We start from the raw sequence: 25,805 nt of genomic DNA, 5'->3' as shown, positions 1-25,805 counted from the left end.
GATGCAAGGACCACACCGCCGCTATAACCCGCTCATGGATGAATGGGTGCTCGTCTCGCCGCACCGTCTCAAGCGCCCGTGGCAAGGCCAACAGGAAACGCCGCCCACCGACGAGCGCCCCCCATACGACCCCGCTTGCTATCTTTGTCCGGGGAATCGGCGTGCGAACGGAGCGCAAAACCCGCCGTACACCAGCACGTTCGTCTTTACGAACGATTTTGCCGCGCTCTTGCCCGAAGCCGAACCTTTTTCCCCCGCTTCTTCGCCGCTTTTTCGGGCGGCTCCCGTGCGTGGCACGTGTCGCGTCATCTGCTTTTCGCCCCGCCACGACCTGACGCTGGCGCGGATGGCGCGCCCCGATATCCGCCGCGTGGTGGATACGTGGTGCGAGCAGTACAGCGAACTGGCGCGGGGCTATCGCTGGGTGCAAATCTTCGAGAACCGCGGCGCGATGATGGGCGCTTCCAACCCCCACCCGCATGGGCAAATTTGGGCGCTGGACACCTTGCCCACCACGCCCGCGCGTGAAGACCGCGCCCAACGGGCCTACTTCGACGCACACGGCAAGCCGTTGCTTGCCGAATACCTGGCGGCTGAATGCGAGCAGGCGGAGCGTCTGGTGGTCGAAAATGAGCATTGGGTCGCGCTGGTGCCTTTTTGGGCGGTCTGGCCTTTCGAGACGCTGTTGCTGCCGCGCCGCCCTGTGCGCCGCCTGCCCGACCTGAACGACGCCGAACGCGACGCGCTGGCCGATATTCTGAAACGCTTGCTCACGCGCTACGATAACCTGTTTGAGATTGATTTTCCATACTCCATGGGCTGGCATAACGCGCCCGGACTGGATGAGGACGCCCCCCACTGGGTGTTGCACGCCCACTTTTACCCGCCGCTCCTGCGCTCGGCAACGGTGCGCAAGTTCCTGGTCGGTTTTGAAATGTTGGGGGAACCACAGCGCGACCTCACAGCGGAGCAAGCCGCTGCACGCTTGCGTGCGCTCTCTGAGATTCATTACCTTGAACGCGAGGGGGAGAACCAGTGAACCAGCCGACACCTGTCCGCGAACACGTCATGGCTGCTTTTGCCCGCCGTTTTGGTGGGGAACCAGCACTCCTGGCGCGCGCGCCTGGGCGTGTCAACCTGATTGGCGAGCATACCGACTACAACGATGGCTTTGTATTGCCCATGGGCATTGACCGCGCCGCCTGGCTTGCGGTGCGACCACGCTCCGATGGGCGTGTGCGCATTTACGCGCACGACCTGGATGAGGAAGCCGCCTTTGACGTCAACGCGCTTGACCGCACGCAACGCGGTTGGGTGGCGTACATTCAGGGTACGCTGTGGGCGCTGCGCGAAGCGGGAATCCCGCTGGTGGGGTGGGATGGTGTGCTGGCGTCGGATGTGCCGCGCGGGGCGGGGCTCTCATCCAGCGCGGCGGTTGAACTGGTGGTGGCGCGCGCCGCTGTGGCGCTGGCGGGGGCGCCGTGGGATGCGCCGCGCATGGCGCGGGTGGCGCAACGCGCCGAAAACGAATGGGTGGGCATGGCGTGCGGAATTATGGACCAGATGGCGTCGGCGTGCGCCCGCCGTGACCACGCCTTGCTGCTTGACTGCCGCTCACTCGATATCACCTATGTGCCGCTGCCGCGCGACGTTGCCGCGGTAGTGCTCGATACAGGCACCCGCCGCGGATTGGTGGATTCCGCCTACAATGAACGCCGCGCCCAATGCGAAGCCGCCGCCGCCTTTTTTGGCGTGCCCGCCCTGCGCGATGTGGATGAAGCCACCTTCAACGCCCGCGCCCATGAACTCGACGAAACGACGCGCCGCCGCGCCCGCCACGTGATTACCGAGAATGCGCGCACGCTCGCCGCCGCTGAGGCGTTGCGTGCCGGCGATTACACACGCATGGGGGCGCTCATGGTCGCCAGTCATGCCAGCCTGCGCGATGATTTCGAGGTCTCGACGCCCGCGCTGGATGCCATGGTCGCGTGCGCGCTGGATGCGCCGGGATGCTACGGGGCGCGAATGACGGGCGCCGGCTTTGGCGGCTGTGCCGTGGCGCTTGTCGCCGCCGAGCATGTGGACGCTTTTTGCGAGCAGGTGCTCGCGTGCTACACCGCCCGCATGCCGCACACGCCCCAGGTGTATGTGTGCCATGCCGAAGACGGCGCGGCAATCGCAACGTGAAATTACGCCCGCGAGCGCGATGACAAGCGCTCTACGAATTCATCATAATGGTAGCGCTCGTGGTGGAGTTGCCCGGCGATGAGGTCGTACACCGTGCCCGTTTCACCCCACGGGAAAACGGTCTGTTGCGTGAGCAGGCTTTCGGGCAAACGGCGCACCTGTTCCAGGAACTGCCCGCGGTTCATCTGCCATTCGCGCACCACATGCTCGTAGGGCAAATCGGCGCGCTCTTCCACTGTGCGCGCGTTGTAATAATCGGGACCCAGCGGTGCGACGACCTCAGGCTGGCGACCGTTGAGCAGGGCGTCGAGTGCGGCTGCGGCGGCGTCGTACCAGCCGGCAAAATGCGCCAGAACCTCTTTACGGGTCCATGAGGGGTAAATCTCTTCATCCGGCGCGAATTGGTTGAGAATGGCTTTGAGGGCTTGGCCCATTTGTTCAAATTCGTGAACAAGCGTGGTGATGTCGTGCATGGCGACTCCTCGTGTGCATTTTGTTTCGTTTTTCTGAGACGCCGTCGCCCACAATCTTACCTTGAATGTGGGCACGTAAGAAGAAACGTTGCGGATGACTCTGAACAGTGGGTGCCTTTGGCGGGGTTCCCACTCATGGGGTGGTCTTCTGTGTGATGCAGAACGCCACCCCGACGAGGAAAGAAAAAAGCCACCATCGTTTTGATGGTGGCTTTTCTGATGGTGCCCGCGGAGGGACTCGAACCCCCACGCCCTTTCGGGCACAGGCCCTCAACCTGCTGCGTATACCAATTCCGCCACGCGGGCTTGGCTCATTGCGTCGGCTATTCTAGCGAAGATGTGGAATGTGTCAAGCGATTGCGCGCGTTGTTCAGGCAAGGGCTTCGCTGCATTGGGTGCGGAAGCCGCAACGTCGGCAACGTGCGGCGTGCGTATGGCTGCGCGCTTGTTCGTCCCCGCGCCGTGCCGTTTCAAGTTCGGCAAGGGTGTGCAACAGGCGTCGGCGGGCGTCCGCGTCGAATGGGATTTCCCATTGACGTTCGGCGTACACCAGCACGCCGTAAGGCGGTGTGTGGCCTGTGGTTTCTTCAACAAGCAGGCAGTACGCCCACAGTTGCAAGAGGTCGCCTTCGTAGGGGCGGGTGGCGCGCCGACGGGGTTTGACTTCCACGGGGATGAGTCTGCGCCCTTGCTGGATGAGGTAGTCCGGGCGACCGGTGAGCCGATAGCGATGGGAGACCAGCGGCGTCTCGAGGGCGCGCCAGCCGCTGGTGTCGCCGGCGACGATGCGCCCGGTTGGCACGCCGCTGGCGTGGCGCACCCGCAAGCCCCACAGTAGCAAAAGCAGCCCCAGCAGAAGCAGAACGCCCGCCATGCCTACCACCACCAGAGCAGAAGCCCCGCCAGCATGAGCAGAAGCCCCAGCCGCCACGCCCAGAGCGCGAGATGAAGGCGACGCCCATGCTGACGGTGAGCGTTTTCACCTTCGGCGAGTTCTGTTTGGTTGGCGGAAGTGTAGCCGCGCACATGGCGCAAATACCAGGCGCGGCGGCAGTAGGCAAACTCGTTCAATTCGGATGCGCGTGTGTAGCGTGCTTTCATGGCGCTTCGGACGTGGCTGTGTGATGGTACTTTTGGCGTTCAATTTCGCGGGTGAAGATACGGCGCAAAATAGCGATGGATTCCGCGTAGGTGGGTTCGACCCCGCGAAAACGCAACGATTCGGAGAGCAACTGCTGGCGTTTGCTGTACGGCGTATCCGAGGCGTAGTGCAGAATGCCCACGTCGTAGCGCACGTTGTAGAGTTTGACGATTTCGTTCACGGGGTAGCGTTTGGGGTAGTTGTTTTCGTACACCGCGCTCAGGTAGGGACCGGCTTCCATTTCCAGGTCGGTGTAGCCTTCGCGGTAGAAGACGTGCATAAAATCGCGGTTTTGCAGGAAAGTGCCGCGCACGGTGAGCGCTTTCTGGTTGTCGAGCACACTTCCTCGCTTCATGAAGGGGGCAACGTCTTGCGCGCTGAAACAGTTGCGCAAGAGGAAGGTGTTGCGCGAGTGCTCATCGTGCACCACTTCGGGGATGATGGCGTCGCCGACGCGCCCGTTGAGCGTGGCGGCTTTCCCCATGATGTAAACGCCCATGATGTGCCCAAAGCGCGCCGCGACTTCGGAGAGCACTTGATACGCCGCCATGCCGAGCGGGTAATCCACGTTGAAGATGAGCGCGTCGGAACGGCGCAGCAGGTCGAGGTCGCTCATCTGGATGCGCGGGTCGAACCGGTCGGGAATGAGGCGGTTGAGTTCAAAAATTTGCGCCGATACGTCCAGGTAGAGCGGGTTGTCAATGTGCAGAAAACCGCTTTCGTGCAACCAGCGGTGGTGTTCGGTAGCGCGCTTTTTGTCTTGCAGGTAGTAGCGCAGGGCGTAGTAGAGCAGGTTGTAGTGGTCGGGGTCGTCAAGGGTGGCGGCGTCGAGCGCGTCGGCAAGCCCCTCAGGGTTGGCTTGGTGTAAAAAGTCGAGGATGTCTTGCTCGTGCGCCAGGGCGTAGCCGCTCAGCAGGTTCAGGATGCTGTGGGTGTTGCTGGAAACGAAGTACACCGGGCGATTGCCCAGCAAGACGCGGCGGGCGTGTTCGGCGATGGTATCCCACCAGCGCCGTGTGGCGCGTTCGTAGTCAGTGAGTGAACTTGCCAGCAGGAGCACCTGCAAATCTTGCTCGCGCGAAGCAATTTCGGCGAGTTTGGCGGGCAGTTGTGCGCCGAAGAGCCGCCGCAACTGCCGCCAGGGACCATCTTCAAGTTGCAGGGCGTCTTGCACGCGGGCGGAATCATCGGCGGTCCAGCCGCCGTGTTCGGCAACGTCTTGCAGGCGTGCCACCAGCCCCTTGTCGGTGTTCAAGAGGTGGTGCATTTTGTTCCATTCAATCTGGAAGGCGGTCAGCGTGGGCACCATGTCGTCAATGTCGGAAACGCTCGCCACAAAAGCCGCCAGCAACCCGTTGCCGTTGTAGTAGAGTTTGCGGCGGCGGGCGGGGGCTTCCACCGGCGTCCAGAGGTGGACGTCGTGGTAGCCGCGGCGGGCAAAGACTTCTTCGGATTGCCCAAGCATGACCAGCCGCGTTTGCGAGATGATGGGCGGCAGGCGCAGGTAGGCGTAGGTGAATGCGCCGATGTCGGGCAGGGGGGATTCGGCGAGCGCGTGCAGGCTGGAACGCATGCCGGCGTGGGTTTCTTCCAGCGCTTTGACGCGCACAGGCACGCTACTGCGCAAAAGGGAAAAGTAGGTGCGGATATAGAGTTCGATTTCTTCGCTTCCCAGGCTCGGAATTTCGCGGTCCATGTTCTCCTCGCTCCGTCTCACTCATCTAGGGATTTTGAGACGGATGATTGTACCAGTTTTTCAAAATGCGCCAGTGCGTGGCGTAGTTCGTACTGTTTGAAGGCGGTGGTCACGTCGCCTCGCGTGCGGTCGAGCACGCCGCGCAACATGTCGTTGGTGCGCCGCACGTTGTTGGTGATGGCGTGGGGGTAATCCACCGTTTGGAGCAGGCTGTACACGTCTTCCATGCAGGCGAGCAAGCGATGCACTTCATCAAATGCGTCTTGCCGCACGAGGTCGAGGATGGTGCGGCGCAACTCGCTGGCGGCTTCGCCCAAAGCGTTCAGATAGACGGCGTCTTCAATGCCCAGGTCGTCGGGGGTGGGGATGGGCAAGTCGCGCACAAAGGCGTAGGTCAGGCGGGCTTCGCCATATTCTTTTTGGGCGTCCTGGGTGTAGCCTGCAAAGAAAATGTCGGGAAAGCGGGCGGCGGCGACGTTCATTTGGGCGACAAGCGCCCCCGTTTCGTCGAGCAGGCGTTCGGCGTTGTCCCATTCGCGGCGGTGGGTGGCGCGAATGGCTTTGGAAGCGTGTTGCACCACCTTGCGCGACAGCGAGAGCACCTGTTCGCGCGTGGCGTCTTTTTCTTCCAGTCGGGCGTCAATCGCGGCAACGATTTCGTCGAGTGTTGGCATGGGTGTCTCCTTCCAGATGATGGCTTCAGGATGCGCGGCGGCTGCGGAGCCACCAGAAGAGCAAGCGCCACGTCATGAGCATGACCAGCGTGGTGGCAAGTGTGACGATGGCAAATGAGAGGGGCACGTTGCGTTTGAAGAGCCACGCCCGCAAGAGCAGCCCCAACGGAATGCCCCCCGCCCAGGCGAGGAAGGTGGCGCGGATGGTGTGGCGTGGTGTGTCGAACGCCATCGGGCGGTACGCGCCGAGGAAAGGCGCCATGACGAACCATCCCACGAGGAAGGGCGAGGCGGTGTCAATGATGTCGGGAATGGTGAGGGCTTCGGCGTGGCTGGCGCGCCCCAGCGCGGCGAAGAGCAGAAGCGTGATGGCGTCGCCCATCATCACCGACCAGCGGTGTTCGAGTGTGAATTCAGGTGGTGTGGTGTCCATGAATGCTCGTACTCCTCTCTCTGTTCGTTGTCTGCGTGCGGTTTTTATCGGTTTGTGAGAGAGCAAAAAGGCTTCTCTTTGCGCCTCTGCTGCGCTATAATACCACGCTGCGGCACGGGCTACAACGGCCGCCAGACCACCAACGCAGAACGAGACCCATGTACCTGACCGAATACCGCCTGACCAATTTTCGCAACTATGCCCGCCTCGAAACTCGTTTCGACCGCGGTTTGATTGTGCTCTATGGGCAGAACGCGCAAGGCAAAACCAATTTCCTGGAATCCATCGCCTTTCTCAGTACGGCGCGCTCGGTGCATGCACGGCGTGATGCGCAGTTGGTGCATTTCGACGCCGCCGAAGAGGGGTTGCCGTTCGCCTCGCTTGAAGCGGTTGTCCAGCGCCGCGATGGAACGCACCGCGCCCGCATGATTGTGAATGTGTCCGATGTGGAACAGCAGCGCACCCAGAAAACCATCTTTTGGGACGAAAAGCGCCTGACCATTCTCGACTACATTGGCGAAATCGCCACCGTGCTGTTTCTGCCGCAAGATATCAGCCTGATTGCCAGTAGCCCTGCGGTGCGCCGCCGCTACCTCAACATGACCATCTGCCAGATTGACCGCGAGTATTGCCGCGACCTGGCGAAGTACACCGAAGTGCTGCAACAACGCAACGCGACCTTGCGCATGGTACAGGAACGGGGGGGCGACCCGGAGGTGGTGGCGCTGTGGGACGACCAGTTGGTGCGTCATGGGGCGTACTTGATTGTGCGCCGCCAGCAAATCATCGCCCAATTGGATGAAATTGCCGCTCGCATGCACGCCGACCTGACAGGAGGGCGCGAACGCCTGCACATGCAATACGTGCCGCGCCTGGAATTGGGACCGCGCAATGCGCATCAGTTGTCGCTGGGCTTTGCGCCCGAAATGTGGGGCGTGCAAGGCTCGCTGCTCTCGCTCGATGAAGTGGAGACGCTTTTCCGCGAGGAACTGGCTGCTGTGCGCGCCCAGGAACTCGAACGCGGCATGACGCTGGTAGGTCCCCACCGCGATGACGTGCGCTTTCTCGTCAACGGCGTGGACATGACCGACTTCGGTTCACGGGGGCAACAGCGCACCGCCGCCCTGGCGCTCAAACTGGCTGAAGTGGCGCTCCTGCGCAACAAAAAAGGCGAATCCCCCATTTTGTTGCTGGATGATGTGATGAGCGAACTCGACCATGAGCGGCGGCGGTTGCTCAGCCATTTGTTGCTGGACGATACGCAAATCTTCATGACCACAACCGACCCCAATCAGTTAGCGCCTGATGTCCGCGCCAACGCGCGGTTGATTCGCGTTGAACAAGGGCGGTTCATTGAAGGCTAACCAACCACACCAACAGGAGGCTCCCATGACCGACAAACCAACCTTCGACCTGAGCGGCAAAGTGGCGATTATCACGGGCGCCAGCCGTGGCATTGGGGCGGCAATCGCCAAAGCCTACGCGCAGGCGGGGGCGGCGGTGGTACTCGCCAGCCGCAAGCAAAGCGGGCTGGACGTCGTCGCGGAGGAGATTCGGGCGGAGGGGGGCGAAGCGTTGCCCATTGCCACCCACGTGGGCGATGCCGACGCCGTCGCCAACCTCATCAGCCGCACCGTTGACACCTACGGGCGCATTGACATTCTGGTGAACAACGCCGCCACCAACCCCCATTTTGGTCCCATTTTGGATGCAGACGACGCCGTATGGCAAAAAATCATGGATGTCAACGTGCTGGGCTATGCACGCATGGCGCGCGCCGTTGTGCCTGAAATGCGCAAAGTTGGGGGCGGCAAAATCATCAACATGGCCAGCATTGCCGGCTTGAAACCCGCGCCCGGCATGGGCATTTACAGCGTCAGCAAAGCCGCCGTCATCATGCTCACCCAGAACCTGGCGATGGAACTGGGGAGCGACAATATCCAGGTCAACGCGATTGCGCCGGGCTTCATCCGTACTCGCTTCAGCCAACTCATTTGGGCAACACCCCAATTTGCCGAACCCATCCTCAAACTCACCCCCGCCGGGCGGTTTGGCGAAGTCGAAGACCTGATTGGCGCGGCGCTCTACCTTGCCTCGCCGTATTCCGACTACACGACGGGCTCCGTGCTGGTGGTGGACGGCGGTTTGATGCTGGGGTGGCCGCTGGGCTCATAGCCTCGCGCGTAGTGGCGTGGCGCTGAAAGGAGAAGACGCCATGAGCAACAATCTGAGTCGGCGGGATGTTTTGCTGGGGGGCTTTGGGGCGCTGGTCGGCGCGAGCGTGGGCGGCGGTGTCGCCTGGGCGGAGAGCGCCGAGCGCCGCGAAGCGGAAGTGCGCGCCGAGATGCAGGCGGCGCACAATGCCGCGCTGGACGAGTGGCGCGAACTGGTCGCCGCCTACGAAGCGCTGGAAGAAGTCGGGCTGGATGAGACACTGGCGCGCGGGTTGTCCACGCTGGCGACGCCGCTCGAAACCGTGCGCGACATGGTGCAGCGTGTCCAGGGCGGTTTGCAACAAGCGGGCGACGCGCTCAAACAGTTGGATGAAGGGCTGGTGCTCCTCGATACCGGCTTGGCGGCTGCCGAACAGGCGGTGAATACCCTGGCTGAGGGCGTTCAGCGTCTGGAAGCGGCGCTTGCCGCTGCTGATGAGCGCACGGGCGGGCTTGCCCAGCGCACCGCCGACTTTTTGCGCCGTGTGTTGGGTTATCTCCCCTTCGGCATGGGCGAGCGCGCCACCCTCGTGTTCGATGAAATGACGAACCTGCTGGCGCATGTGCCCGAAAGCATTACCGCCATCAACACCGCCTTGCTGCAACCGGTGCGGGCGACGTTCTTCCCACGTACCGCCACGGGTGAGGTTGAAGTGCGTTTACTCGACCCGTTTGTTGATGGCGTGATGGCGCCTGTGGAGCAGTTGCTGGGCAAACTGACCGACTTGTTGAACACGCTCGAAACAAGCGTGATACGTCCCGCCCAGCATGCGCTGGCGGTGCGCGCCGAACGGCGGGCGCGTGTGCGCGAGTGGCGGGAACGCCTGGGCTTGGAGTTGTAGCATGGTAAGGATATCGGTGGGCACACTGCGCCGTTTGTTGCAGGCGATTTTCGCCTATCCGCGCCAGTTGGCGCTGGCGTATGGGGCGATGCTGACCGTGACGGCGCTGAACCTGCTTGTACCCTGGATTGTGCGCGACGTCATTGACCGCGGTTTGCTGGCGGGCGAAACGCGCGTGCTGCTGATGTCGGCGTTGTTCATTTTGGGGATTGCGGTTGTGCGTTCCGCGGCGGGCTATGCCATGATGTTTTATGGGCAATGGCTCTCTTTCCGCGTTGCGTATGACCTGCGCCGACGCCTCTACGAACATTTGCAACGGCTCTCGTTTGACTTTTTCGACCGCGCCCAAACGGGCGACTTGATGAGCCGCCTGACGGGGGATGTGGAACAAACCCAGCGCTTTACCGGCACAGGGCTATTGCAACTCATCAACGTCGCCATCTTGCTGATTGGTATCGTGGTGGTGCTGGTGCGGGCGAACGCCACGCTGGCGTTGGTCGCGCTTGCGCCGTTGCCCGTGCTGGTCGGTATCACCGTGCGCCTGGGGGCGCGGCTGCGGGGCATGTCCCACGCGGTACAGGAGCGGCTGGGGCGTATCAGCAGCGTGATGCAGGAAAGCCTGACGGGGATTCGTGTTGTCAAGGCGTTTGCGCGTGAACCGTACGAACTGCAAAAATTCCGCGAACAAAACGAGCAGTTTTACCGCCAGCGGGTGGCGCTGGTGAACACATGGGCGAACAATTTTTCGTTCATGAGTTTCCTCATCGCGCTGAGCATTGGGCTGGTGCTCTTGTTTGGGGGGCGTCAGGTGCTGGCGGGCACCATGACCGTCGGGACGCTTTTTGCGTTCATCTCCTACCTCTCGCAACTCAATGCGCCCGTGCGCCAACTGGGGTTTTTGGTGGCGCGTGCCGCCGATGCGACCGCCAGCGCGGAACGCATTTTTGAAGTGCTGGACACTGCGCCCACCATCGAAGACGCCCCCGACGCCCGCGAACTTTCGACCATGCGGGGCGAAGTGGTGTTCGAGCATGTCTCATTCGCGTACCACGATGGTGTGCCGGTGTTGCACGATGTCTCGTTTCGTGTGCCGCCTGGGCGTGTGGTTGGCGTGGTCGGTCCCACCGGTTCGGGCAAGAGCACCGTCGTGTCGCTGATACCCCGCTTCTACGATGTGAGCGCGGGGCGTGTGCTGGTTGACGGCTATGATGTGCGGCAACTCAAACTCGCCAGCCTGCGCCGCCATATCGGCATGGTGCTCCAGGATTCATTCTTGTTTAGCACCACCGTGCGCGAAAACATTGCGTTTGGTCGCCCCGATGCGAGCGAAGAAGAGATTATCGCCGCCGCCAAAGCCGCCGCCGCGCATGATTTCATCATGGAACTCCCTCACGGCTATGAGACGGTGCTGGGCGAGCGCGGCGTCACGCTCTCCGGTGGGCAGCGCCAACGTATTGCCATTGCCCGCGCGCTCTTGCAAGACCCCCGCATTCTGATTTTGGATGATTCATTGTCGGCGGTGGATACCGAAACGGAGCACGCCATTCGTCAGGCGCTCAACCGCTTGATGGAAGGGCGCACGACGTTCATCATCGCCCAGCGCCTGCTGGCGGTTCAGCACGCCGACTTCATCCTCGTGTTTGACGAAGGGCGGCTGGTAGAGCAAGGCACACATGCGGAATTGCTGGCAAAGCAAGGGCTTTACGCCCACATGTACGATTTGCAACTGCGCGCCCAGGAAGAATACGCCGCCTTATCGCGTGGCGACACTCCCAAACACGACCCGCGGGATTCGTTTGGGCGTAATTAGCGCCCATGTGGACGCACGCGAAACACCACCCTTGGGGCTTTTTTGTCAAACCTGATGAGGCTCGGTACACTCAGACCGCGAAAGCCAAACCGTCAATGTGGCAGGCACAGGCGTATGCACCCCCTACACGAACACCGTCCGCTGAACGAAAACGATTTGCGTGCTCTGCTCGCTCTCGCGCGTGATCCGACCGAATCCATTGCACGCCGCGCCCAAGCCGAACTCATTGCCGCCGGTCGGGATGTGTTGCCTCTCTTGGAAGAACTCGCCGATGAAGCCCCCGACCTTGCCGCCTACCTCTACCGCCGCATTTGGGCGCACGCGCTGGATGCGGAATGGGCGCGCCTGGCGCGAGCCCCCAATGTTGAAGATGGGGCTATCCTCATCAGCCGCTGGGCAGACCCCGAGATAGACCCCTTGCACCTGAAAGAACAACTGGATGCGCTCGCCGAGCCGTTGGTGGGGCACGTGCCCTCTCCCGTTTCGCAAAGCGCCATGCTCACGGGCGCGTACTTGCTTGCCGATTGGCTGGCGTCGCAACATGGGTTTCGTGGCGACACCGACGAGTATTACCACCCGCGCAATGCCTTTTTGCACGAAACCCTTGCCCGACGGCGCGGCTTGCCCATCACGCTTTGCGTGGTCTATTTGGGCGTGGCGCGGCGCTTGAACGCCCCGCTGGCGCCGATTGCTTTGCCGGGACACTTTGTCGTGCGCTACGGACCGCCTGAGTATGAGATTTTCATTGACCCCTTCCGCCAGGGGCGTGTGATGGATAGCGACGCCCTGCGCCGTTGGATGGCGGCGCAAGGCATGCCCGCCCACGTGCAAGCCATTCAGGAAGTGGACGACCTCGCGATGCTGGCGCGCATGTTGCGCAACCTGATTGCCATGTACGAGCGCATTCATCAAGCCGAATTGCGCGCCGACGCCGAGCGCTACCTGCACATTCTGGCGTCCAACGCCCACCGTGAAGACCTTTGACGCCCTATGCGCCTGTCGGTATAGTTTCGCGCACGTGCAACACCCTGCTGGAACCAACCTGTTCAACCAATGCCAGACGGCAAGGAGTGAGACATGAACAACGATTCAAACCGCACACTCGCCATTGTCCTCGCCTTAGGTGGCGTTGTCATAACGCTTTTCCTCTGCGTTGCGCTGGTGGGTGGGGCTTTCTTCTTGTGGCAGCGGAGCGATGTGGTGGACGAGGGGACGTTGTCTGTCCAGGAGCCCACCACACAACCCGAAACGGGCGAAACAAGCGGTTCGACCGGTGGCGGCGGTGTGTTGCGCTTGCCGGGGGGCGAACCGCCCACGCTTGACCCCGCCCTCACCAGCGACGCCACGTCCGCCGAGTACATCGTCGAATTGTTCAGCGGCTTGGTGACGATCAACCCCGATACGCTTGCCGTCGAACCCGACATTGCCAAGTCCTGGGACATCTCCGACGATGGCACGGTCTACACCTTCCACCTGCGCGATGACGTGACCTTCGCCAACGGTCGCCCGGTCACCGCCAATGATTTCAAGTACAGCCTGGAACGCTCGTGCGACCCTCGCACCCAATCACCCGTGGCGGACACCTACCTGGGCGACATCGTTGGATGCCGCGAAAAATTGCGCGGGCAGGCGGATGAGGTGCGCGGTGTGCGTGTGGTGGATGACTACACGCTGGAAATAACCATTGACTCGCCCAAGGTCTACTTCCTTGCCAAACTCACCTATCCCACCGCCTTCGTTGTGGACCGTGAGACGGTGGAAAAAGGGGGGCGCACGTGGGCAACCGACAACCCGAACGGCACCGGTCCCTTCGTTTTGAAGGAATACACCTTTGGTGAGCGGCTCGTGCTGGACCCCAACCCGCGCTACTATGGCGACCCCAAACCGGCTGTGAGCGTCATCTACCTGCTCTCAGGCGGTTCCGCCATGACCATGTACGAAACCGACGAACTGGACGCCGTGCCTGTGGGGCTGGCGGACATCGCCCGTGTGCAGGACCCCGCCGACCCGCTCAACAAGGAACTTGTGACCTTCAACACGCTCTCGTTGGGGTATGTGGGGTTGAACAACCAGCAACCACCGTTCGACGACCCCAAGGTGCGCCAGGCGTTCGCCCAAGCCGTGAATGTGGACACCCTTGCCAACGTGGTGCTGGAAGGCATTGTCGAGCCGGCGCACAGCATTTTGCCGCCTGGCATGCCCGGCTACAACCCCGACGTGCGCGCCTATGACTATGACCCCGACGCCGCGCGGCAGGCATTGGCGGAATCGTCCTACGGGAGCGCCGAAAACTTGCCCGACATCACCTTGCACATTTCCGGCGCCGGCGGGGCGGTACCGCGCTCGGTTGAAGCCATGGTGGACATGTGGAAGGAAAATTTGGGCGTTGAGGTTGCTATCGAACAGACCGAATGGGCTACCTTCCTTTTTGACCTGCAACGCGACCCCAACCCATACCAAATGTTCAACCTGGGGTGGATTGCCGACTACCCCGACCCGCAGAACTTCCTGGAAATTTTGTTCGCCTGCGACAGCCTGGACAACCACTTTGGCTACTGCAACCCGCAGGTGGATGAATTGTTGAAAGAAGCCGCCGTGGAGCGTGACGAAACGCGCCGCTTGCAGTTGTACCAGCAAGCCGAAGAACTCATCTTGCGCGATGCGCCGCTGATTCCCTTGTCGTACGGCAAAGAGTATTGGCTTGTGAAACCGTGGGTGCAGGGGTTGCGTTTCCCGCCCACCATTGTGCCGCGCTTGAAATACGTGCGTATCGAACGCTAACGCGGAACTGGCGCCATGACGGCTTACCTTGTACGGCGATTGCTCTGGTTGCCCATCCTGTTGCTGATTGTCGCCTTTCTCACATTTGTGCTCGGCTACTATGGACCGGGCGATCCCGTGCAACTCTTGCTGGGACAGCACAGCAACCCCGAGGCGGTCGAGCGCCTGCGGCATGAACTGGGGCTCGACCGCCCGCTTCCCGTGCAATTCGCCGACTACGTGTGGCGGGCATTGCATGGTGATTTTGGCGAAAGTATCACCATGTCGCGCGGGCGTCCGGTCAGCGATTTGCTGAAACGAAGCCTAAGCATTACGTTGCAACTCAACGCCGTAGTGTTGCTGGTGAGTGTGGTGGTCGGTGTGCCGCTGGGGGTGTTGGCGGCGCTCAAACGCAACACCTGGCTGGATTACCTCTCCATGACGGGCGTGGTCATCGCCATCTCATTCCCCACCTTCTTGATAGCGCCCATTCTGCTTTGGCTCTTTGCCTACAAGTGGCGGGTGTTGCCGCCCGGCGGCTGGAACGGTATTTTCAGCCGCAATATCATTTTGCCCGTGCTGGTGATGAGCGCCGGCCCCATTGCGGTCTTTGCTCGCCAGACACGCGCCAACCTGATTGAAGTCTTATCGCAAGAGTACATCCGCACCGCCTACGCCAAAGGCTTGCACGAACGGCGTATTTTCTTCGTGCACGCGCTCCGCAACGCCCTGATTCCTTTGCTGACGATTCTGGGTCTCATGCTGGGAAGCCTCGTTGTGGGGTCGTTTATCACCGAAACCATTTTCGGCATTCCCGGCGTGGGGCGGTTGGCGTTCCAGGCCTTCTTCTCACGCGATTATCCTGTTATCATGGCGCTTGTCCTTTTGATTGCTGTGGGATATGCCGTAGCGAACCTGATAGTGGACATCTTGTATGCGTTTGTTGACCCGCGCATTCGCTACCAATAAACAGCCCAAATGAACCAGATGAGCCGTGTGCGTGTATAGTGGATGATGCCAATGGCAACGCAAGAACATGTGAGCACCAAAAACACGCCGCATGTCCACGTGAGCATGTGGCGTGTACGGTGGCAGCGCTTTGTGGAATTTGCGCGGCGGTACGCCCGCAATCGTATGGCGGTTGTGGGATTGGCGATTGTACTCACGTGGGTGTGTGTGGGGCTTTTCGCCCCCTGGATTGCCCCGTATGGGTATGCCGAAACCAACTATGACGCTGCGAACCAACCGCCTTCACTGGCGCACCCGCTGGGCACCGACGCGCTGGGGCGCGACCAATTCAGCCGCATGATTTGGGCGGCACGCACGGCGCTTATCGTCGCCCCCACCGCCACCATTGTCGGCGTGACATTGGGGCTCTTTTTTGGCTTGTTGGCGGGCTACTTTGGCGGCTGGGTTGATGAACTCGTCATGCGTGTGAGCGACGTCTTGTTTGCCTTCCCCGGCTTGCTCTTTGCGCTGCTCCTGGCGGCGACGTTGCAGCCGCGGCTGGCGGCGTGGCTCTCACAATTCGAGACGCTGAAGCCGTGGGTGCGCGCGGGATATGTGGAGTTTTTCGTCGTCATCATCGCGCTCAGTTTTGTGGGCTGGCCTGGGTTGGCGCGATTGGTGCGTGGGCAAGTGCTCAGTCTGCGCGAACAACAATTCGTCGAAGCCGCGCGTGCCACTGGCGTTTCATCGTGGCGTATCATGTGGCGGCACATTTTCCCGAACGCCTTGCCGCCGGTGATTGTTGCGCTGAGCATGAGCATGGGGGGCGCTGTGGTAGCGGAAGCCTCGCTCAGTTTTTTGGGGATTGGGATCTCGCCGCCAACACCGTCGTGGGGGGCGATGATTTTCAACGAATTTGCGTCGTGGCGTTCACCCGCCGCCCCCTGGCTGTTGTGGGCGCCTGGGCTGGCGGTTGCCGCCCTGACCTTTGCGTTCAACTTTATTGGTGACGGATTGAACGAAGCCCTCAATCCACAAGATCGAATCACATAAATCCGCAAGGTGCGACAGGCAATCTGGCAAATTGCCCTTTTTCACAGTTTCAATACACTGGTGAACTGGAATTCGAGCCGCCAGGTGACTGAGTGCCTTTCAAAGGAGAAAGTATGGAACGAATACTCGAAGTCAAAAACCTCGAAACTCGCTTCCACACGCAGGATGGAACGGTCCACGCCGTCAATGGTGTCTCCTTCTACGTGAATGAAGGCGAAACCCTTGGCGTCGTGGGAGAGTCCGGCTCCGGAAAGAGTGTGACCATGCTCTCAATCATGCGCCTCATTCCGCAGCCGCCTGGCGAAATCACCAACGGCGAGGTTTGGTTCGAGGGGCGCGACCTGCTCAAAATCGACAAGGAAGAAATGCGCGAAGTGCGGGGGAACCGCATCGCCATGATCTTCCAGGACCCCATGACCTCGCTGAACCCCGTTTTGACGATCGAGCGCCAGATTACCGAAGTGCTCGAACTGCACCTGGGGATGAACCACAAGCAGGCGCGCGAACGCGCCATTGAATTGCTCAAAATGGTGGGGATTCCGGCGGCTGAAGAGCGCATTGACAACTACCCACACCAATTCTCTGGTGGCATGCGCCAGCGTGTGATGATTGCCATGGGGTTGGCCTGTCATCCACGCTTGCTGATTGCCGACGAACCCACCACCGCCCTGGACGTCACCATTCAGGCGCAAATTGTCGAATTGGTGAAGCGCCTGCGTGAAGAAATCGGCATGTCAGTCGTCTGGATTACGCACGACCTGGCGCTGTTGGCTGGTCTGGCCGACCGCATTATCGTGATGTACGCCGGGCAGATTGTGGAATCATCGCCGGTGTACGAACTCTACAAGAACCCTCGCCATCCCTACACCATTGGTTTGTTGCAAAGTATCCCGCGCCTGGACGAAAAACAGCGCGAACGTTTGCAAGCCATTGACGGGTTGCCGCCAGATTTGATTGACTATCCCACAGGATGTCCCTTTGCCCCTCGGTGTCGCTTTGTGGTTGACAAGTGCTGGGAAGTTGACCCCCCGCTGGAAGAAGTCAGTAAGGAGCATTATGTTGCTTGCTGGGTCAAGCCCGAAGGGGGAGAAATTATGCGGCAGTGGCACGCATCCAACACGGAGGGATCTCGATGAGCGATGTTTTGCTGGATGTGCAAGGCTTGAAAATGTACTTTCCGATTACCGAGGGGATTGTCATCCAACGCCATGTGGGGGATGTCAAAGCGGTAGATAACATCTCGTTTACAGTGCGCCGTGGTGAAACACTGGGGTTGGTAGGTGAATCCGGGTGTGGTAAAAGCACCACCGGGCGCGCCATTTTGCAACTCTATCGCCCGACGGCGGGGCATGTTTACTTCGATGGTGTTGACCTGACCGAACTCAAAGGGGAAGAATTGCGCCGTATGCGGCGGCGTATGCAGATGATTTTCCAGGACCCCTATGCTTCGCTCAACCCCCGCATGACGGTGGGCGATATTGTCGGCGAGCCGCTTGAAGTACACGGCATCGCCAAGGGGAAAGCCAAACTCGACCGTGTGGCGGAACTGCTTGAAGTCGTCGGCTTGAACCCCTACTTCGTCACGCGCTACCCGCACGAATTCTCCGGTGGGCAGCGCCAACGCATTGGGATTGCGCGCGCGCTTGCCGTCAATCCTGATTTCATCGTCTGCGACGAGCCGATTTCGGCGTTGGACGTCTCCATTCAGGCGCAGGTTATCAACTTGCTGGAAGACTTGCAGGCGCAGTTTGGATTGACCTATCTCTTCATCGCACACGACCTGAGTGTGGTGCGCCATATCTCCGACCGTGTCGCGGTGATGTATCTGGGGAAAATCGTGGAACTCGCCGACCGCAACGAACTGTATGAAAACCCGTTGCATCCGTACACCCAGGCGCTGTTGTCGGCGGTCCCTATTCCCGACCCGGAAATTGAAGCCAAACGCAAGCGTATTATTCTGACAGGCGATGTGCCCAGCCCGGTGAATCCACCAAATGGGTGCCGCTTCCACACGCGATGTCCTGTTGTGATTGATATTTGCAAGGAAGTGGAGCCGGAGTTCAAAGACGCCGGCGGTGGGCACTACGTTGCGTGTCACCTCGTCCACTGAGCCCTTTTTCGCCCGATTTTGAACCGAGTGGCACGCTGGTGTGTATCTGATATGTGGAAACCATGCCCGGCATGGGCTGGTTGAAAATTCCTGTAAAGGGGGTGATACGCCGCAGCGATTGGGAGTCGAGTGCCGCAAGGTGCTCACAGGTGTAGCCGTCGTTGAATTTTGAGAATGAAAAAGCAAGGAGGAGAGCGTATGAGAAGGGTAGCACTTCTCGTCGCAGCACTGGCAAGCCTGCTCGTGTTGGCTGCCTGTGGTGGGCAAACCAGTGAAACAAGCGAAGTCGTGAAAGAAGTCACCAAGGTTGTGACGCAAGTTGTCGAAGGTGAAACGGTTGAAAAGGTCGTCGTCGTGACGGCAACGCCGGAACCCTCGGGTCCTGAACCGGTGACGGTGAACATCAACTGGGGTACGGAACCGCCGACGGCTGACCCGGCGCTTTCGACCGATACGACCTCGCACGCCGTGATTGAAGAAATCTTCCTGGGTCTGACCGACCTGGACCCCGAAACGGCTGAAGCGATTCCGGAATTGGCGCTTGAATGGAACGCGAACGAAGACAACACCGTCTGGACCTTCAAGATGCGCGATAACGCCGTCTGGGTCCGCCACGTGCCGGGTGGTGAAACCGAAGTCGTGACCGACGACGAAGGCAACCCGCGCAAGGTGACGGCCCACGACGTGGTCTATGGTGTGAAGCGCACCTGCGACCCGCGCACGGGTTCGGACTATTCCTACATCCTCTACATCATCAAGGGGTGTGAAGAACTCAACACGGCTGATCCGGATGCCGAAAACTTCCAGGAACTCTACGACGCCGTGGGCGTCCGCGCTGTGGACGATTTCACGGTCGAATTTGAGCTGAACTATGGCGCTGGTTTCTTCCCGCAAATCGCCAGCATGCCGGTGACCTTCCCGGTGCCGCAGTGGGTGATCGAAGAAAAGGGTGACCGCTGGGTCGAACCCGGTTTCATCGTCACTAACGGCCCGTACGTCATTGACGAATGGGTCCACGGCGACCACCTCGACCTGGTGCGCAACCCGCACTGGTATGGCTGGGAAGAATTTGCTGACAAGGCTGGGAACATCGAACGCCTGCACGGCGTGATGATCGAAGAAGCTTCGACGGAATTCGCGCTCTACGAAAGCAACGAATTGGATACGGCCGGTGTGCCGCTCGAGCAGATGGATCGCGTGAAGACCGATCCGGTGCTCAGCAAAGAGCTGGTGAATAACCCGGTCAACTGCACCTACTACTATGGCTTCATCACCAAGAAAGCGCCCACGGATGACGTGCGCGTGCGCCGTGCGCTTTCGATGGCCATTGACCGCAAGACGTTGGTGGAAGCGGTCTTGAAGGGTGGTCAGATTCCGGCGAACGCCTTCACCAACCCGCTCAACTACGGCTCGCCCGCTGGCGACCCCGAAGTGGCGCCCTGGGCGTTGCCCGAAGACATGGGTGGCTGGGGCTACGCCAAGGCTGTCGAAGAAGCCAAGAAGCTGCTTGAGGAAGCCGGTTACCCGGATGGGTCGGGCTTGGATATCCTGCTCATGCACAACGTGAGCGAAGGCCACGCCAAGATTGCTCAGGCGATCCAGGCGATGTGGCAGCAAGCCTTCCCGCAGGCGACGGTGACGATCGAAACGCAGGAATGGCGCGTCTACCTGAAGACGATCGAAAAGGATAGCCCGCTGGAAGACAAGCCCAACGTCTACCGCCTGGGCTGGTGCGCGGACTACCCGCACGCCAACAACTGGGTGCATGAAGTCTTCCACCCAGAAGAAGGCTCGAACCGCCCGATGATGTCGTACGACGATCCGCAAGTGGGCGACCTGGTGCGTGAATTCGCTGAAACCACCAAGGCCGCTCAGACGGCGTCGCCTGAAGAACAGCTGGCGCTCTACAAGCGCGCCGAGCAGCTGCTCGTGGATGAAATCGCTGCGATGGCGCCGATTTACTACTACACCCGCGTCGCGGTGGCCAAGCCGTGGCTGGACCGCGTCTGGGGTGAACCCGGCCGCATGTACCTCTGGATGTGGAAACTGGACGTTGACGCGCGCAACGCGGCCATGGGCAAGTAAGATGCCTCTTTCTGGTGGGGTGGGACATGTCCCACCCCACCAGACGCAATCCTTAGGGAAGGAGATGAGCATTCAATGACCAAATATATCATTCGGCGACTATTGTGGAATATTCCGGTTCTATTTTTGATTGCTGGAACTACGTTTGGGCTTTCACGTGCATTGCCGGGTGGTCCTTTTGACTTTGCCGGTGACCGCTCATTGCCTGAGAGCGTGCGTGAAAACTTGAAGCGCAAATACAATCTGGATGCTCCTATTTATGAGCAATTTGCCGATTACATGCTTGACTTGATGCGCGGCGATTTGGGACCTTCGTTTCGCTATCGTAACTTGACAGTGAATGATATTTTGAAACAAACCTTTCCGATTTCTTTTCAGTTAGGGATTTTGTCGTTGGCTTTGGGGCTTTGGATTGGGATTCCGGCGGGAATTATCGCTGCGCTCAATCATAACGGTTGGCTGGATTATTTGAGTTCTTTTGTGGCCATTTTGGGGGTTTCGATTCCCAACATTGTGCTTGGACCATTCCTCATCTGGATATTTGCGGTCAAATTGGGGTGGTTCCCCGCCGCTCAATGGGGGGTGGATTATACCGACCTGTATTTTGGCTTTATTCCCCCTATGACAAGCGACTTTTGGAGCCATGCCGTTTTGCCGACGGTAACGTTGGGAACAGGATTGTCGGCTTCCATTGCGCGTTTGACGCGTGCGAGTCTCTTGCAGGTCATTCGTGAAGACTATATCCGCACAGCGCGTGCCAAGGGGTTGCCGGAGCGTACGGTGATTGCAGTGCATGCGCTGAAGAACTCGCTGATTCCCGTGGTAACCATTTTGGGGCCGCTATTTGCCGGTGTGGTGACGGGGACGTTTGTGGTAGAGCAGATTTTCGGGATTCCAGGGTTGGGTCGCCACTTTGTTCAGAGCGTGACGAACCGCGATTACCCTGTTGTGATGGGGACAGCCTTGCTCTATTCCGTCTTGCTTGTTTTGGCGAACCTGTTTGTTGATATCGCGTATGCGTGGCTGGACCCGCGTATTCGCTACGATTGAGCCGCATTGGTGCGGTTTTGGGAGGTTGATTGTCCATGACTGTGCAGGCAACGACACAAAAAGATTGGATGGCGGAAGCGGCAAAGCGCCGTGGACGAAGCCCATTGCAAGATGCGTTTCGCCAGTTGTTGAAGAACCGCGTGGCGGTTATCAGCGGTATCTTCATTTTCATCTTGGTATTTATCGCCCTGTTTGTAGACAACGCGCTTTTTACCTTCTTCACGGATGGTGAAACCAAGCCTTTGCTGGCGCCTTACCATTACGGCACTGCAAACTTTCTCTACACGGATAAGCCACCGCTGACGCGCACCGAGGATGGACAGCTCTTCCTTTTGGGGACGGACTACTTGGGGCGTGATTTGTTGAGTCGTGTCCTTTATGGTACGCGTATCTCGTTGACGGTAGCAATTGTGGCTTCGTTTGTGAGTCTGGGAATCGGGCTGGTCTATGGCCTGATTTCGGGCTATTCGAGTTCGCGTGTTGACAACCTGATGATGCGTATTGTGGACTTTTTGTATGGCTTCCCATTCCTTATCTTTGTGATTTTGATGCAGGTGTTCTTCAAAGCCCAGGCGCGCCGTGGTGATGCTGCTGGTATCTGGCAGTTTTTCCTGGACATTGACAAAGCGATGGGGGGCATGTTCTTCATCTTCATCGCTATTGGTGCGATTAACTGGTTGGGTATGGCGCGTATTGCACGTGGGCAGACGCTTGCGTACAAAAAGAAGGAGTTTGTGGAAGCTGCACGCGCGATAGGGGCGACCGACCGCCGTATTATTTTCAAGCACTTGCTTCCGAATATTCTTGGTCCGTGTATCGTGGCGGAAACGCTGGCTATTCCGGGCTACATCAGTCTGGAAGCCTTCCTCTCGTTCATTGGTTTAGGGGTCAACCCGCCGACGCCTTCATGGGGGTTGATGATTTCCGAGACGTATCAGGCGTTGCGTACAGCCCCGTGGGAAGTGATGGTGCCGGGGATTGCACTGACATTGACGACTTTGGCGTTCAACATGTTGGGCGACGGTATTCGCGACGCCTTTGACCCGCGATTGCGTGGTGAATAAGCCAGTATGTGGCGATTATTGAAAGGTGTATGGGGGTTGGTTGGCGCCGGTCTTTTGATGGGGGGAATACTCGGATGTCGTGCGTCGCAAGCCGAGCCACCTTTGAATGACCCCACTACCTGGCGCCTCGTGTTCGAGTCTTCTCGGGATGGCAACGCCGAAGTGTACATGACCGATCTGGATGGTCAGCTCGTTCACAATCTCACGAACCATCCCGCATATGATGGAACGCCAAGTGTTTCGCCTGATTTTTCCAAAATTGCGTTTACGTCAGAGCGGGATGGTTCAGCTGAGATTTATGTGATGAATGTGGATGGTACCGACGTTGAACGGTTGACGACCAGCCCGGATGGTTCGTTCAGTGCTGTTCCTGAGTGGGCGCCGGATGGTGTGCGCCTGGCGTTCTCATCAAATCGGACCTATCGCAAGCCTATGAATGGCGGCTATCTCGAAGTCCCCGGCAACACCAAAATCTGGTTGCTGGATACGCAAACCAACAGCCTTGAACGCCTGACGGACGAGTTAGGGCTTGACATGTACGTCACATGGTCGCCCGATGGGACGCAAATGGCGTTCATGTCGGTGCGTGATGGCGACGCCGACATTTACATCCGTGATGCGCATGGAACAGTGCGCAACATGACCAATAACGATGCCCGCGACACAAACCCCGATTGGTCACCCGATGGTCGCCGCTTGGCTTTTTCCAGTGATATGGATGGCGACGATACGGAAATTTACATCCTCGACCTCGATACCAACACACTCACCCAATTGACAGACAACACGTTTGGCGATAGCGACCCGGCTTGGTCGCCGGATGGTACACACATCGCGTTTATTTCTGACCGGGATGGCGATGTTGAGATCTATGTCATGAAAGCCGACGGAACTGATGTGCGTCGTATCACACAAAGCCCCGGCGATGATTTGCATCCGCGATGGGTTGTTGTTCAAAAGTGATCGCGCTTCCCGGTCTTTTTGATTTTGGATGCGGCGTGCCGATAGGCACTCGTGTCCCGCTTTCCTGAGAGAACAGGAGAGCGGTTGTTCTTGATCTTACCCGAAAGGGGGTGATACGCCGTAGCGATTTGAGAGTGTTGTTCGTTGTTGTCTGTCGTGTCAACCTCAAAACGTCTCTCAATGAAGGAGGAGAACATGAGGAAAGTACTTGCGTTGTTTGTTGCCGTCTTTGTGCTTTTAGCGCTGGCGGCATGCGGTGGCGGTGGTGGCGGTGAGACTGTGGTCCAAACCGTCGTCGTCACCGAAGTCGTCGAAGGTCAGACGGTTGAAAAGGTTGTCGTTGTGACGGCGACCCCCGAGCCGGTTGAAACCGGGCCGAAAGAATTGGTCGTCTGTATGGCGCAGGAACCCGACACGTTGCTCTACGACGTGGTCGGTGGGACAAGCGCGCTTGTGAAGACGGCGGTGCTCCATGCCCTGACCGATCCGGTTTACACGGGGCTGTCGTACGACTATCAGCCCGTCTTGCTTGAAAAGCGCCCCAGCCTGGAAGACGGCGATGCTGAATTCATCGACGTTGAAGTCACGGACGGGATGATGGTCTATGACCCCAACCAGGGCAAGGTGGTGACCTACACGGGTGAACCCACCACCATGCAGGCGATGCGCGTCACCTTCAAGTGGAAGGAAGGCATCATGTGGGAAGACGGCACGCCGCTCACCGCGCATGACTCGGTCATGGCGTACGAATTGGGTAAGCGCCCGGACAGTGGTGTGCCCAGCCGCTTCACGTATGACGTGACGGCCTCCTACGAAGCAACCGACGACTACACCACCGTTTGGACGGGTGTGCCCGGCTGGGTGGACTCGACCTACTGGCTGAACGCCTGGGGTCCCGTGCCGCGCCACGAACTGGAAGGCTTGACGCCTGATGAAATCCGCAACGATGAAAAGTTCGCGCGCTCGCCGCTCTCGTTCGGTGGTTTCTCGCTGCGTGCCGAAGGTGCTGAATGGGTGGCCGGCGACCACATCACGCTGGTGAAGAACCCCAACTACTGGCGCGCCAGCGAAGGCCTGCCGAAGGTGGACCGCCTCATCTACAAGTTCATCCCCGACACGAACCAGCTGCTGGCGCAGTTGCTGGCTGGTCAGTGTGACGTCGGTACCCAGGACGGTATGGGTGTGGACCAGGCGCCGTTCCTCATCAACGCGGAACAGGAAGGCCTGTTGAAGCCCTACTTCGTCACCGGGACGGTCTGGGAACACATTGACTTCCAGCTGGATCCGGGCGACGATCGCCCCGCGTTGGGCCGCTGTGCGCCGGTGCGCCTGGCGATGGTGCTTGCCACCGACCGCCAGACGATGGTGGACGAAGTCCTCTTCGGCCGCAGCAAGGTCTTGAACGTCTGGCTGCCCGAAGAACACCCGATGTACGCGGCTGACGCTGTGCACACCTATCCGTTCGATCCCGAACGCGCCGCCCAGATTCTGGAAGAAGCCGGCTGGGTGGATAACGATGGCGACGGCATCCGCGAAGCCAACGGTGTCTCCTGTGAATGGGTGAACTGGCGCACGCAGGAAGCCGAAACCTACCAGGTGCCCGATGGCACGCCGCTCAAGTTCGTGCTCAACACGACTTCGGGCAACAAGATGCGCGAACAGGTCACGCAGATCTTCCAGCAGAACATGAAGGACATCGGTATCGACATCGAACTCGAATACCTGCCTGCTGGTGTCTACTTTGGTGATCCGCCGGATGGCCCGCTCTTCTCGCGCAAGTACGACCTCGCCGAGTTTGCGTGGCTGACCGGTGTGGAACCGCCGGGTGACCTCTACACCTGCGACAACGTGCCCGATGAATCGAACGGGTGGGCTGGCTCGAACAATACCGCTTATTGCAACCCCGAATACGACCTGGCTGTCCGCGCCGCGCAGAGCACGCTGATTCGCGAGGAACAAGCGGCTAACTGGGCGAAGGCGCAGGAAATCTTCACGCGCGAAGACCAGCTGCCGATCATCCCGCTGTTCCAGCGCTTGAAGGTCGCGGCGACGCGTCCCGAAGTGGTCGGCTTCAACATGGACCCGACCGAAAACAGCGAACTCTACAACGTTGAAGAGTGGGACCTCGTGCCGCAGCAATAAGCTGGCTGAGTGCAAGGGGGGCGGCCCCGTGTCGCCCCCTTCTTGTGAAAACAAACATTCGGTTCAGTTGAATCATTTGGTTTACCTTACAAACACTTGTTTGGAAAATCTTGTAAAGTGAATACGATACGCGTATCCCGTATCTGGTTGAACCATTGCTT

At 59.5% G+C, this 25,805-nt stretch carries 23 protein-coding genes and 1 tRNA gene; 17 read left to right on the top strand and 7 right to left on the bottom strand.

What is annotated here, in order from left to right:
• Position 1: 1 nt before the first annotated feature.
• Positions 2-1,039 carry a UDP-glucose--hexose-1-phosphate uridylyltransferase gene (locus SE16_RS11625; RefSeq protein WP_054491723.1) on the top strand — a complete coding sequence of 346 codons (1,038 nt, stop codon included), beginning with the start codon at positions 2-4 and terminating at the stop codon, positions 1,037-1,039.
• The gene (gene galK / locus SE16_RS11620) at positions 1,036-2,187 is read left to right on the top strand and encodes a galactokinase (RefSeq protein WP_201782271.1); all 1,152 of its coding nucleotides are present in this window, start codon (positions 1,036-1,038) and stop codon (positions 2,185-2,187) included. The genes SE16_RS11625 and galK overlap by 4 nt, the downstream gene beginning before the upstream one ends.
• Before the next feature lie 2 nt (positions 2,188-2,189).
• On the opposite strand, the gene SE16_RS11615 is transcribed toward galK, so the two are convergent.
• From SE16_RS11615 to SE16_RS11585, 7 genes are all read right to left on the bottom strand, one after another.
• Positions 2,190-2,660 carry a maleylpyruvate isomerase N-terminal domain-containing protein gene (locus tag SE16_RS11615; protein WP_054492286.1) on the bottom strand — a complete coding sequence of 157 codons (471 nt, stop codon included), beginning with the start codon at positions 2,658-2,660 and terminating at the stop codon, positions 2,190-2,192.
• A 220-nt stretch (positions 2,661-2,880) separates the two neighbouring features.
• Positions 2,881-2,966: transfer RNA gene (locus tag SE16_RS11610), tRNA-Leu, on the bottom strand.
• Positions 2,967-3,030: 64 nt separating this feature from the next.
• Complete coding sequence (locus SE16_RS11605) at positions 3,031-3,534, bottom strand: CRISPR-associated protein Cas4 (RefSeq protein WP_054492287.1); 504 nt, start codon at positions 3,532-3,534, stop codon at positions 3,031-3,033.
• 2 nt (positions 3,535-3,536) lie between these two features.
• Positions 3,537-3,761 (bottom strand): hypothetical protein, encoded by a 225-nt coding sequence (locus SE16_RS11600; protein WP_054492288.1) that lies wholly within the window; start codon positions 3,759-3,761, stop codon positions 3,537-3,539.
• Positions 3,758-5,497: a DUF6909 family protein gene (locus SE16_RS11595; RefSeq protein ID WP_054492289.1), complete on the bottom strand. Its 1,740-nt coding sequence runs from the start codon at positions 5,495-5,497 to the stop codon at positions 3,758-3,760. Before SE16_RS11595 ends, SE16_RS11600 begins: the two co-directional genes overlap by 4 nt.
• Before the next feature lie 17 nt (positions 5,498-5,514).
• Complete coding sequence (locus SE16_RS11590; protein ID WP_054492290.1) at positions 5,515-6,171, bottom strand: translin family protein; 657 nt, start codon at positions 6,169-6,171, stop codon at positions 5,515-5,517.
• Between the two features lie 25 nt (positions 6,172-6,196).
• A complete protein-coding gene (locus SE16_RS11585; RefSeq protein ID WP_054492291.1) occupies positions 6,197-6,604 on the bottom strand; it encodes a DUF3054 domain-containing protein in 408 nt (135 codons plus the stop codon).
• Between the two features lie 158 nt (positions 6,605-6,762).
• Here SE16_RS11585 and recF point away from each other — a divergent pair, with 158 nt between their 5' ends.
• The 15 genes from recF (at position 6,763) to SE16_RS11510 (ending at position 25,644) form a co-directional block, all read left to right on the top strand.
• A complete protein-coding gene (gene recF / locus SE16_RS11580; protein ID WP_054492292.1) occupies positions 6,763-7,968 on the top strand; it encodes a DNA replication/repair protein RecF in 1,206 nt (401 codons plus the stop codon).
• A gap of 25 nt (positions 7,969-7,993) precedes the next feature.
• Positions 7,994-8,779 (top strand): glucose 1-dehydrogenase, encoded by a 786-nt coding sequence (locus tag SE16_RS11575; RefSeq protein ID WP_060687626.1) that lies wholly within the window; start codon positions 7,994-7,996, stop codon positions 8,777-8,779.
• A 40-nt stretch (positions 8,780-8,819) separates the two neighbouring features.
• Positions 8,820-9,659, top strand: coding sequence for a hypothetical protein (locus SE16_RS11570; protein WP_054492293.1), 840 nt, complete (start codon positions 8,820-8,822; stop codon positions 9,657-9,659).
• A gap of 1 nt (position 9,660) precedes the next feature.
• Positions 9,661-11,469: an ABC transporter ATP-binding protein gene (locus SE16_RS11565; protein WP_054492294.1), complete on the top strand. Its 1,809-nt coding sequence runs from the start codon at positions 9,661-9,663 to the stop codon at positions 11,467-11,469.
• Between the two features lie 114 nt (positions 11,470-11,583).
• Positions 11,584-12,453: a transglutaminase family protein gene (locus SE16_RS11560; protein WP_054492295.1), complete on the top strand. Its 870-nt coding sequence runs from the start codon at positions 11,584-11,586 to the stop codon at positions 12,451-12,453.
• A gap of 93 nt (positions 12,454-12,546) precedes the next feature.
• Positions 12,547-14,250 (top strand): peptide ABC transporter substrate-binding protein, encoded by a 1,704-nt coding sequence (locus SE16_RS11555; RefSeq protein ID WP_054492296.1) that lies wholly within the window; start codon positions 12,547-12,549, stop codon positions 14,248-14,250.
• Positions 14,251-14,265: 15 nt separating this feature from the next.
• On the top strand, positions 14,266-15,198 hold the full coding sequence (locus SE16_RS11550) for an ABC transporter permease (RefSeq protein WP_054492297.1): 933 nt from the start codon (positions 14,266-14,268) through the stop codon (positions 15,196-15,198).
• Between the two features lie 51 nt (positions 15,199-15,249).
• Positions 15,250-16,230: an ABC transporter permease gene (locus SE16_RS11545; protein ID WP_054492298.1), complete on the top strand. Its 981-nt coding sequence runs from the start codon at positions 15,250-15,252 to the stop codon at positions 16,228-16,230.
• 113 nt (positions 16,231-16,343) lie between these two features.
• Positions 16,344-17,366 (top strand): ABC transporter ATP-binding protein, encoded by a 1,023-nt coding sequence (locus SE16_RS11540; RefSeq protein WP_054492299.1) that lies wholly within the window; start codon positions 16,344-16,346, stop codon positions 17,364-17,366.
• Complete coding sequence (locus SE16_RS11535; protein ID WP_054492300.1) at positions 17,363-18,340, top strand: ABC transporter ATP-binding protein; 978 nt, start codon at positions 17,363-17,365, stop codon at positions 18,338-18,340. Before SE16_RS11540 ends, SE16_RS11535 begins: the two co-directional genes overlap by 4 nt.
• Positions 18,341-18,538: 198 nt before the next feature.
• The gene (locus SE16_RS11530; protein ID WP_060687624.1) at positions 18,539-20,425 is read left to right on the top strand and encodes a peptide ABC transporter substrate-binding protein; all 1,887 of its coding nucleotides are present in this window, start codon (positions 18,539-18,541) and stop codon (positions 20,423-20,425) included.
• A gap of 75 nt (positions 20,426-20,500) precedes the next feature.
• Complete coding sequence (locus SE16_RS11525) at positions 20,501-21,475, top strand: ABC transporter permease (protein ID WP_054492302.1); 975 nt, start codon at positions 20,501-20,503, stop codon at positions 21,473-21,475.
• A 35-nt stretch (positions 21,476-21,510) separates the two neighbouring features.
• On the top strand, positions 21,511-22,539 hold the full coding sequence (locus tag SE16_RS11520) for an ABC transporter permease (RefSeq protein WP_054492303.1): 1,029 nt from the start codon (positions 21,511-21,513) through the stop codon (positions 22,537-22,539).
• A 129-nt stretch (positions 22,540-22,668) separates the two neighbouring features.
• Positions 22,669-23,502: a TolB family protein gene (locus SE16_RS11515; protein ID WP_160316947.1), complete on the top strand. Its 834-nt coding sequence runs from the start codon at positions 22,669-22,671 to the stop codon at positions 23,500-23,502.
• Between the two features lie 195 nt (positions 23,503-23,697).
• On the top strand, positions 23,698-25,644 hold the full coding sequence (locus SE16_RS11510) for a peptide ABC transporter substrate-binding protein (protein ID WP_054492305.1): 1,947 nt from the start codon (positions 23,698-23,700) through the stop codon (positions 25,642-25,644).
• The last annotated feature ends 161 nt before the right edge of the window (positions 25,645-25,805 follow it).

This window comes from Ardenticatena maritima, assembly GCF_001306175.1.
GTDB classification, from domain to species: domain Bacteria; phylum Chloroflexota; class Anaerolineae; order Ardenticatenales; family Ardenticatenaceae; genus Ardenticatena; species Ardenticatena maritima.
Note: the sequence above shows the minus strand (reverse complement) of the source record. Positions and strands in the feature narration are given on the sequence as shown.

Coding starts and splice junctions, on each gene's coding strand:
- SE16_RS11545 (WP_054492298.1), top strand. CDS start 15,250: ATGGCAACGCAAGAACATGTGAGCACCAAAAACACGCCGCATGTCCAC.
- SE16_RS11570 (WP_054492293.1), top strand. CDS start 8,820: ATGAGCAACAATCTGAGTCGGCGGGATGTTTTGCTGGGGGGCTTTGGG.
- SE16_RS11575 (WP_060687626.1), top strand. CDS start 7,994: ATGACCGACAAACCAACCTTCGACCTGAGCGGCAAAGTGGCGATTATC.
- SE16_RS11525 (WP_054492302.1), top strand. CDS start 20,501: ATGACCAAATATATCATTCGGCGACTATTGTGGAATATTCCGGTTCTA.
- SE16_RS11530 (WP_060687624.1), top strand. CDS start 18,539: ATGAGAAGGGTAGCACTTCTCGTCGCAGCACTGGCAAGCCTGCTCGTG.
- SE16_RS11625 (WP_054491723.1), top strand. CDS start 2: ATGCAAGGACCACACCGCCGCTATAACCCGCTCATGGATGAATGGGTG.
- SE16_RS11615 (WP_054492286.1), bottom strand. CDS start 2,660: ATGCACGACATCACCACGCTTGTTCACGAATTTGAACAAATGGGCCAA.
- SE16_RS11540 (WP_054492299.1), top strand. CDS start 16,344: ATGGAACGAATACTCGAAGTCAAAAACCTCGAAACTCGCTTCCACACG.
- SE16_RS11555 (WP_054492296.1), top strand. CDS start 12,547: ATGAACAACGATTCAAACCGCACACTCGCCATTGTCCTCGCCTTAGGT.
- recF (WP_054492292.1), top strand. CDS start 6,763: ATGTACCTGACCGAATACCGCCTGACCAATTTTCGCAACTATGCCCGC.
- SE16_RS11585 (WP_054492291.1), bottom strand. CDS start 6,604: ATGGACACCACACCACCTGAATTCACACTCGAACACCGCTGGTCGGTG.
- SE16_RS11595 (WP_054492289.1), bottom strand. CDS start 5,497: ATGGACCGCGAAATTCCGAGCCTGGGAAGCGAAGAAATCGAACTCTAT.
- SE16_RS11550 (WP_054492297.1), top strand. CDS start 14,266: ATGACGGCTTACCTTGTACGGCGATTGCTCTGGTTGCCCATCCTGTTG.
- SE16_RS11590 (WP_054492290.1), bottom strand. CDS start 6,171: ATGCCAACACTCGACGAAATCGTTGCCGCGATTGACGCCCGACTGGAA.
- SE16_RS11565 (WP_054492294.1), top strand. CDS start 9,661: ATGGTAAGGATATCGGTGGGCACACTGCGCCGTTTGTTGCAGGCGATT.
- SE16_RS11560 (WP_054492295.1), top strand. CDS start 11,584: ATGCACCCCCTACACGAACACCGTCCGCTGAACGAAAACGATTTGCGT.
- SE16_RS11535 (WP_054492300.1), top strand. CDS start 17,363: ATGAGCGATGTTTTGCTGGATGTGCAAGGCTTGAAAATGTACTTTCCG.
- SE16_RS11605 (WP_054492287.1), bottom strand. CDS start 3,534: ATGGCGGGCGTTCTGCTTCTGCTGGGGCTGCTTTTGCTACTGTGGGGC.
- SE16_RS11510 (WP_054492305.1), top strand. CDS start 23,698: ATGAGGAAAGTACTTGCGTTGTTTGTTGCCGTCTTTGTGCTTTTAGCG.
- SE16_RS11520 (WP_054492303.1), top strand. CDS start 21,511: ATGACTGTGCAGGCAACGACACAAAAAGATTGGATGGCGGAAGCGGCA.
- SE16_RS11600 (WP_054492288.1), bottom strand. CDS start 3,761: ATGAAAGCACGCTACACACGCGCATCCGAATTGAACGAGTTTGCCTAC.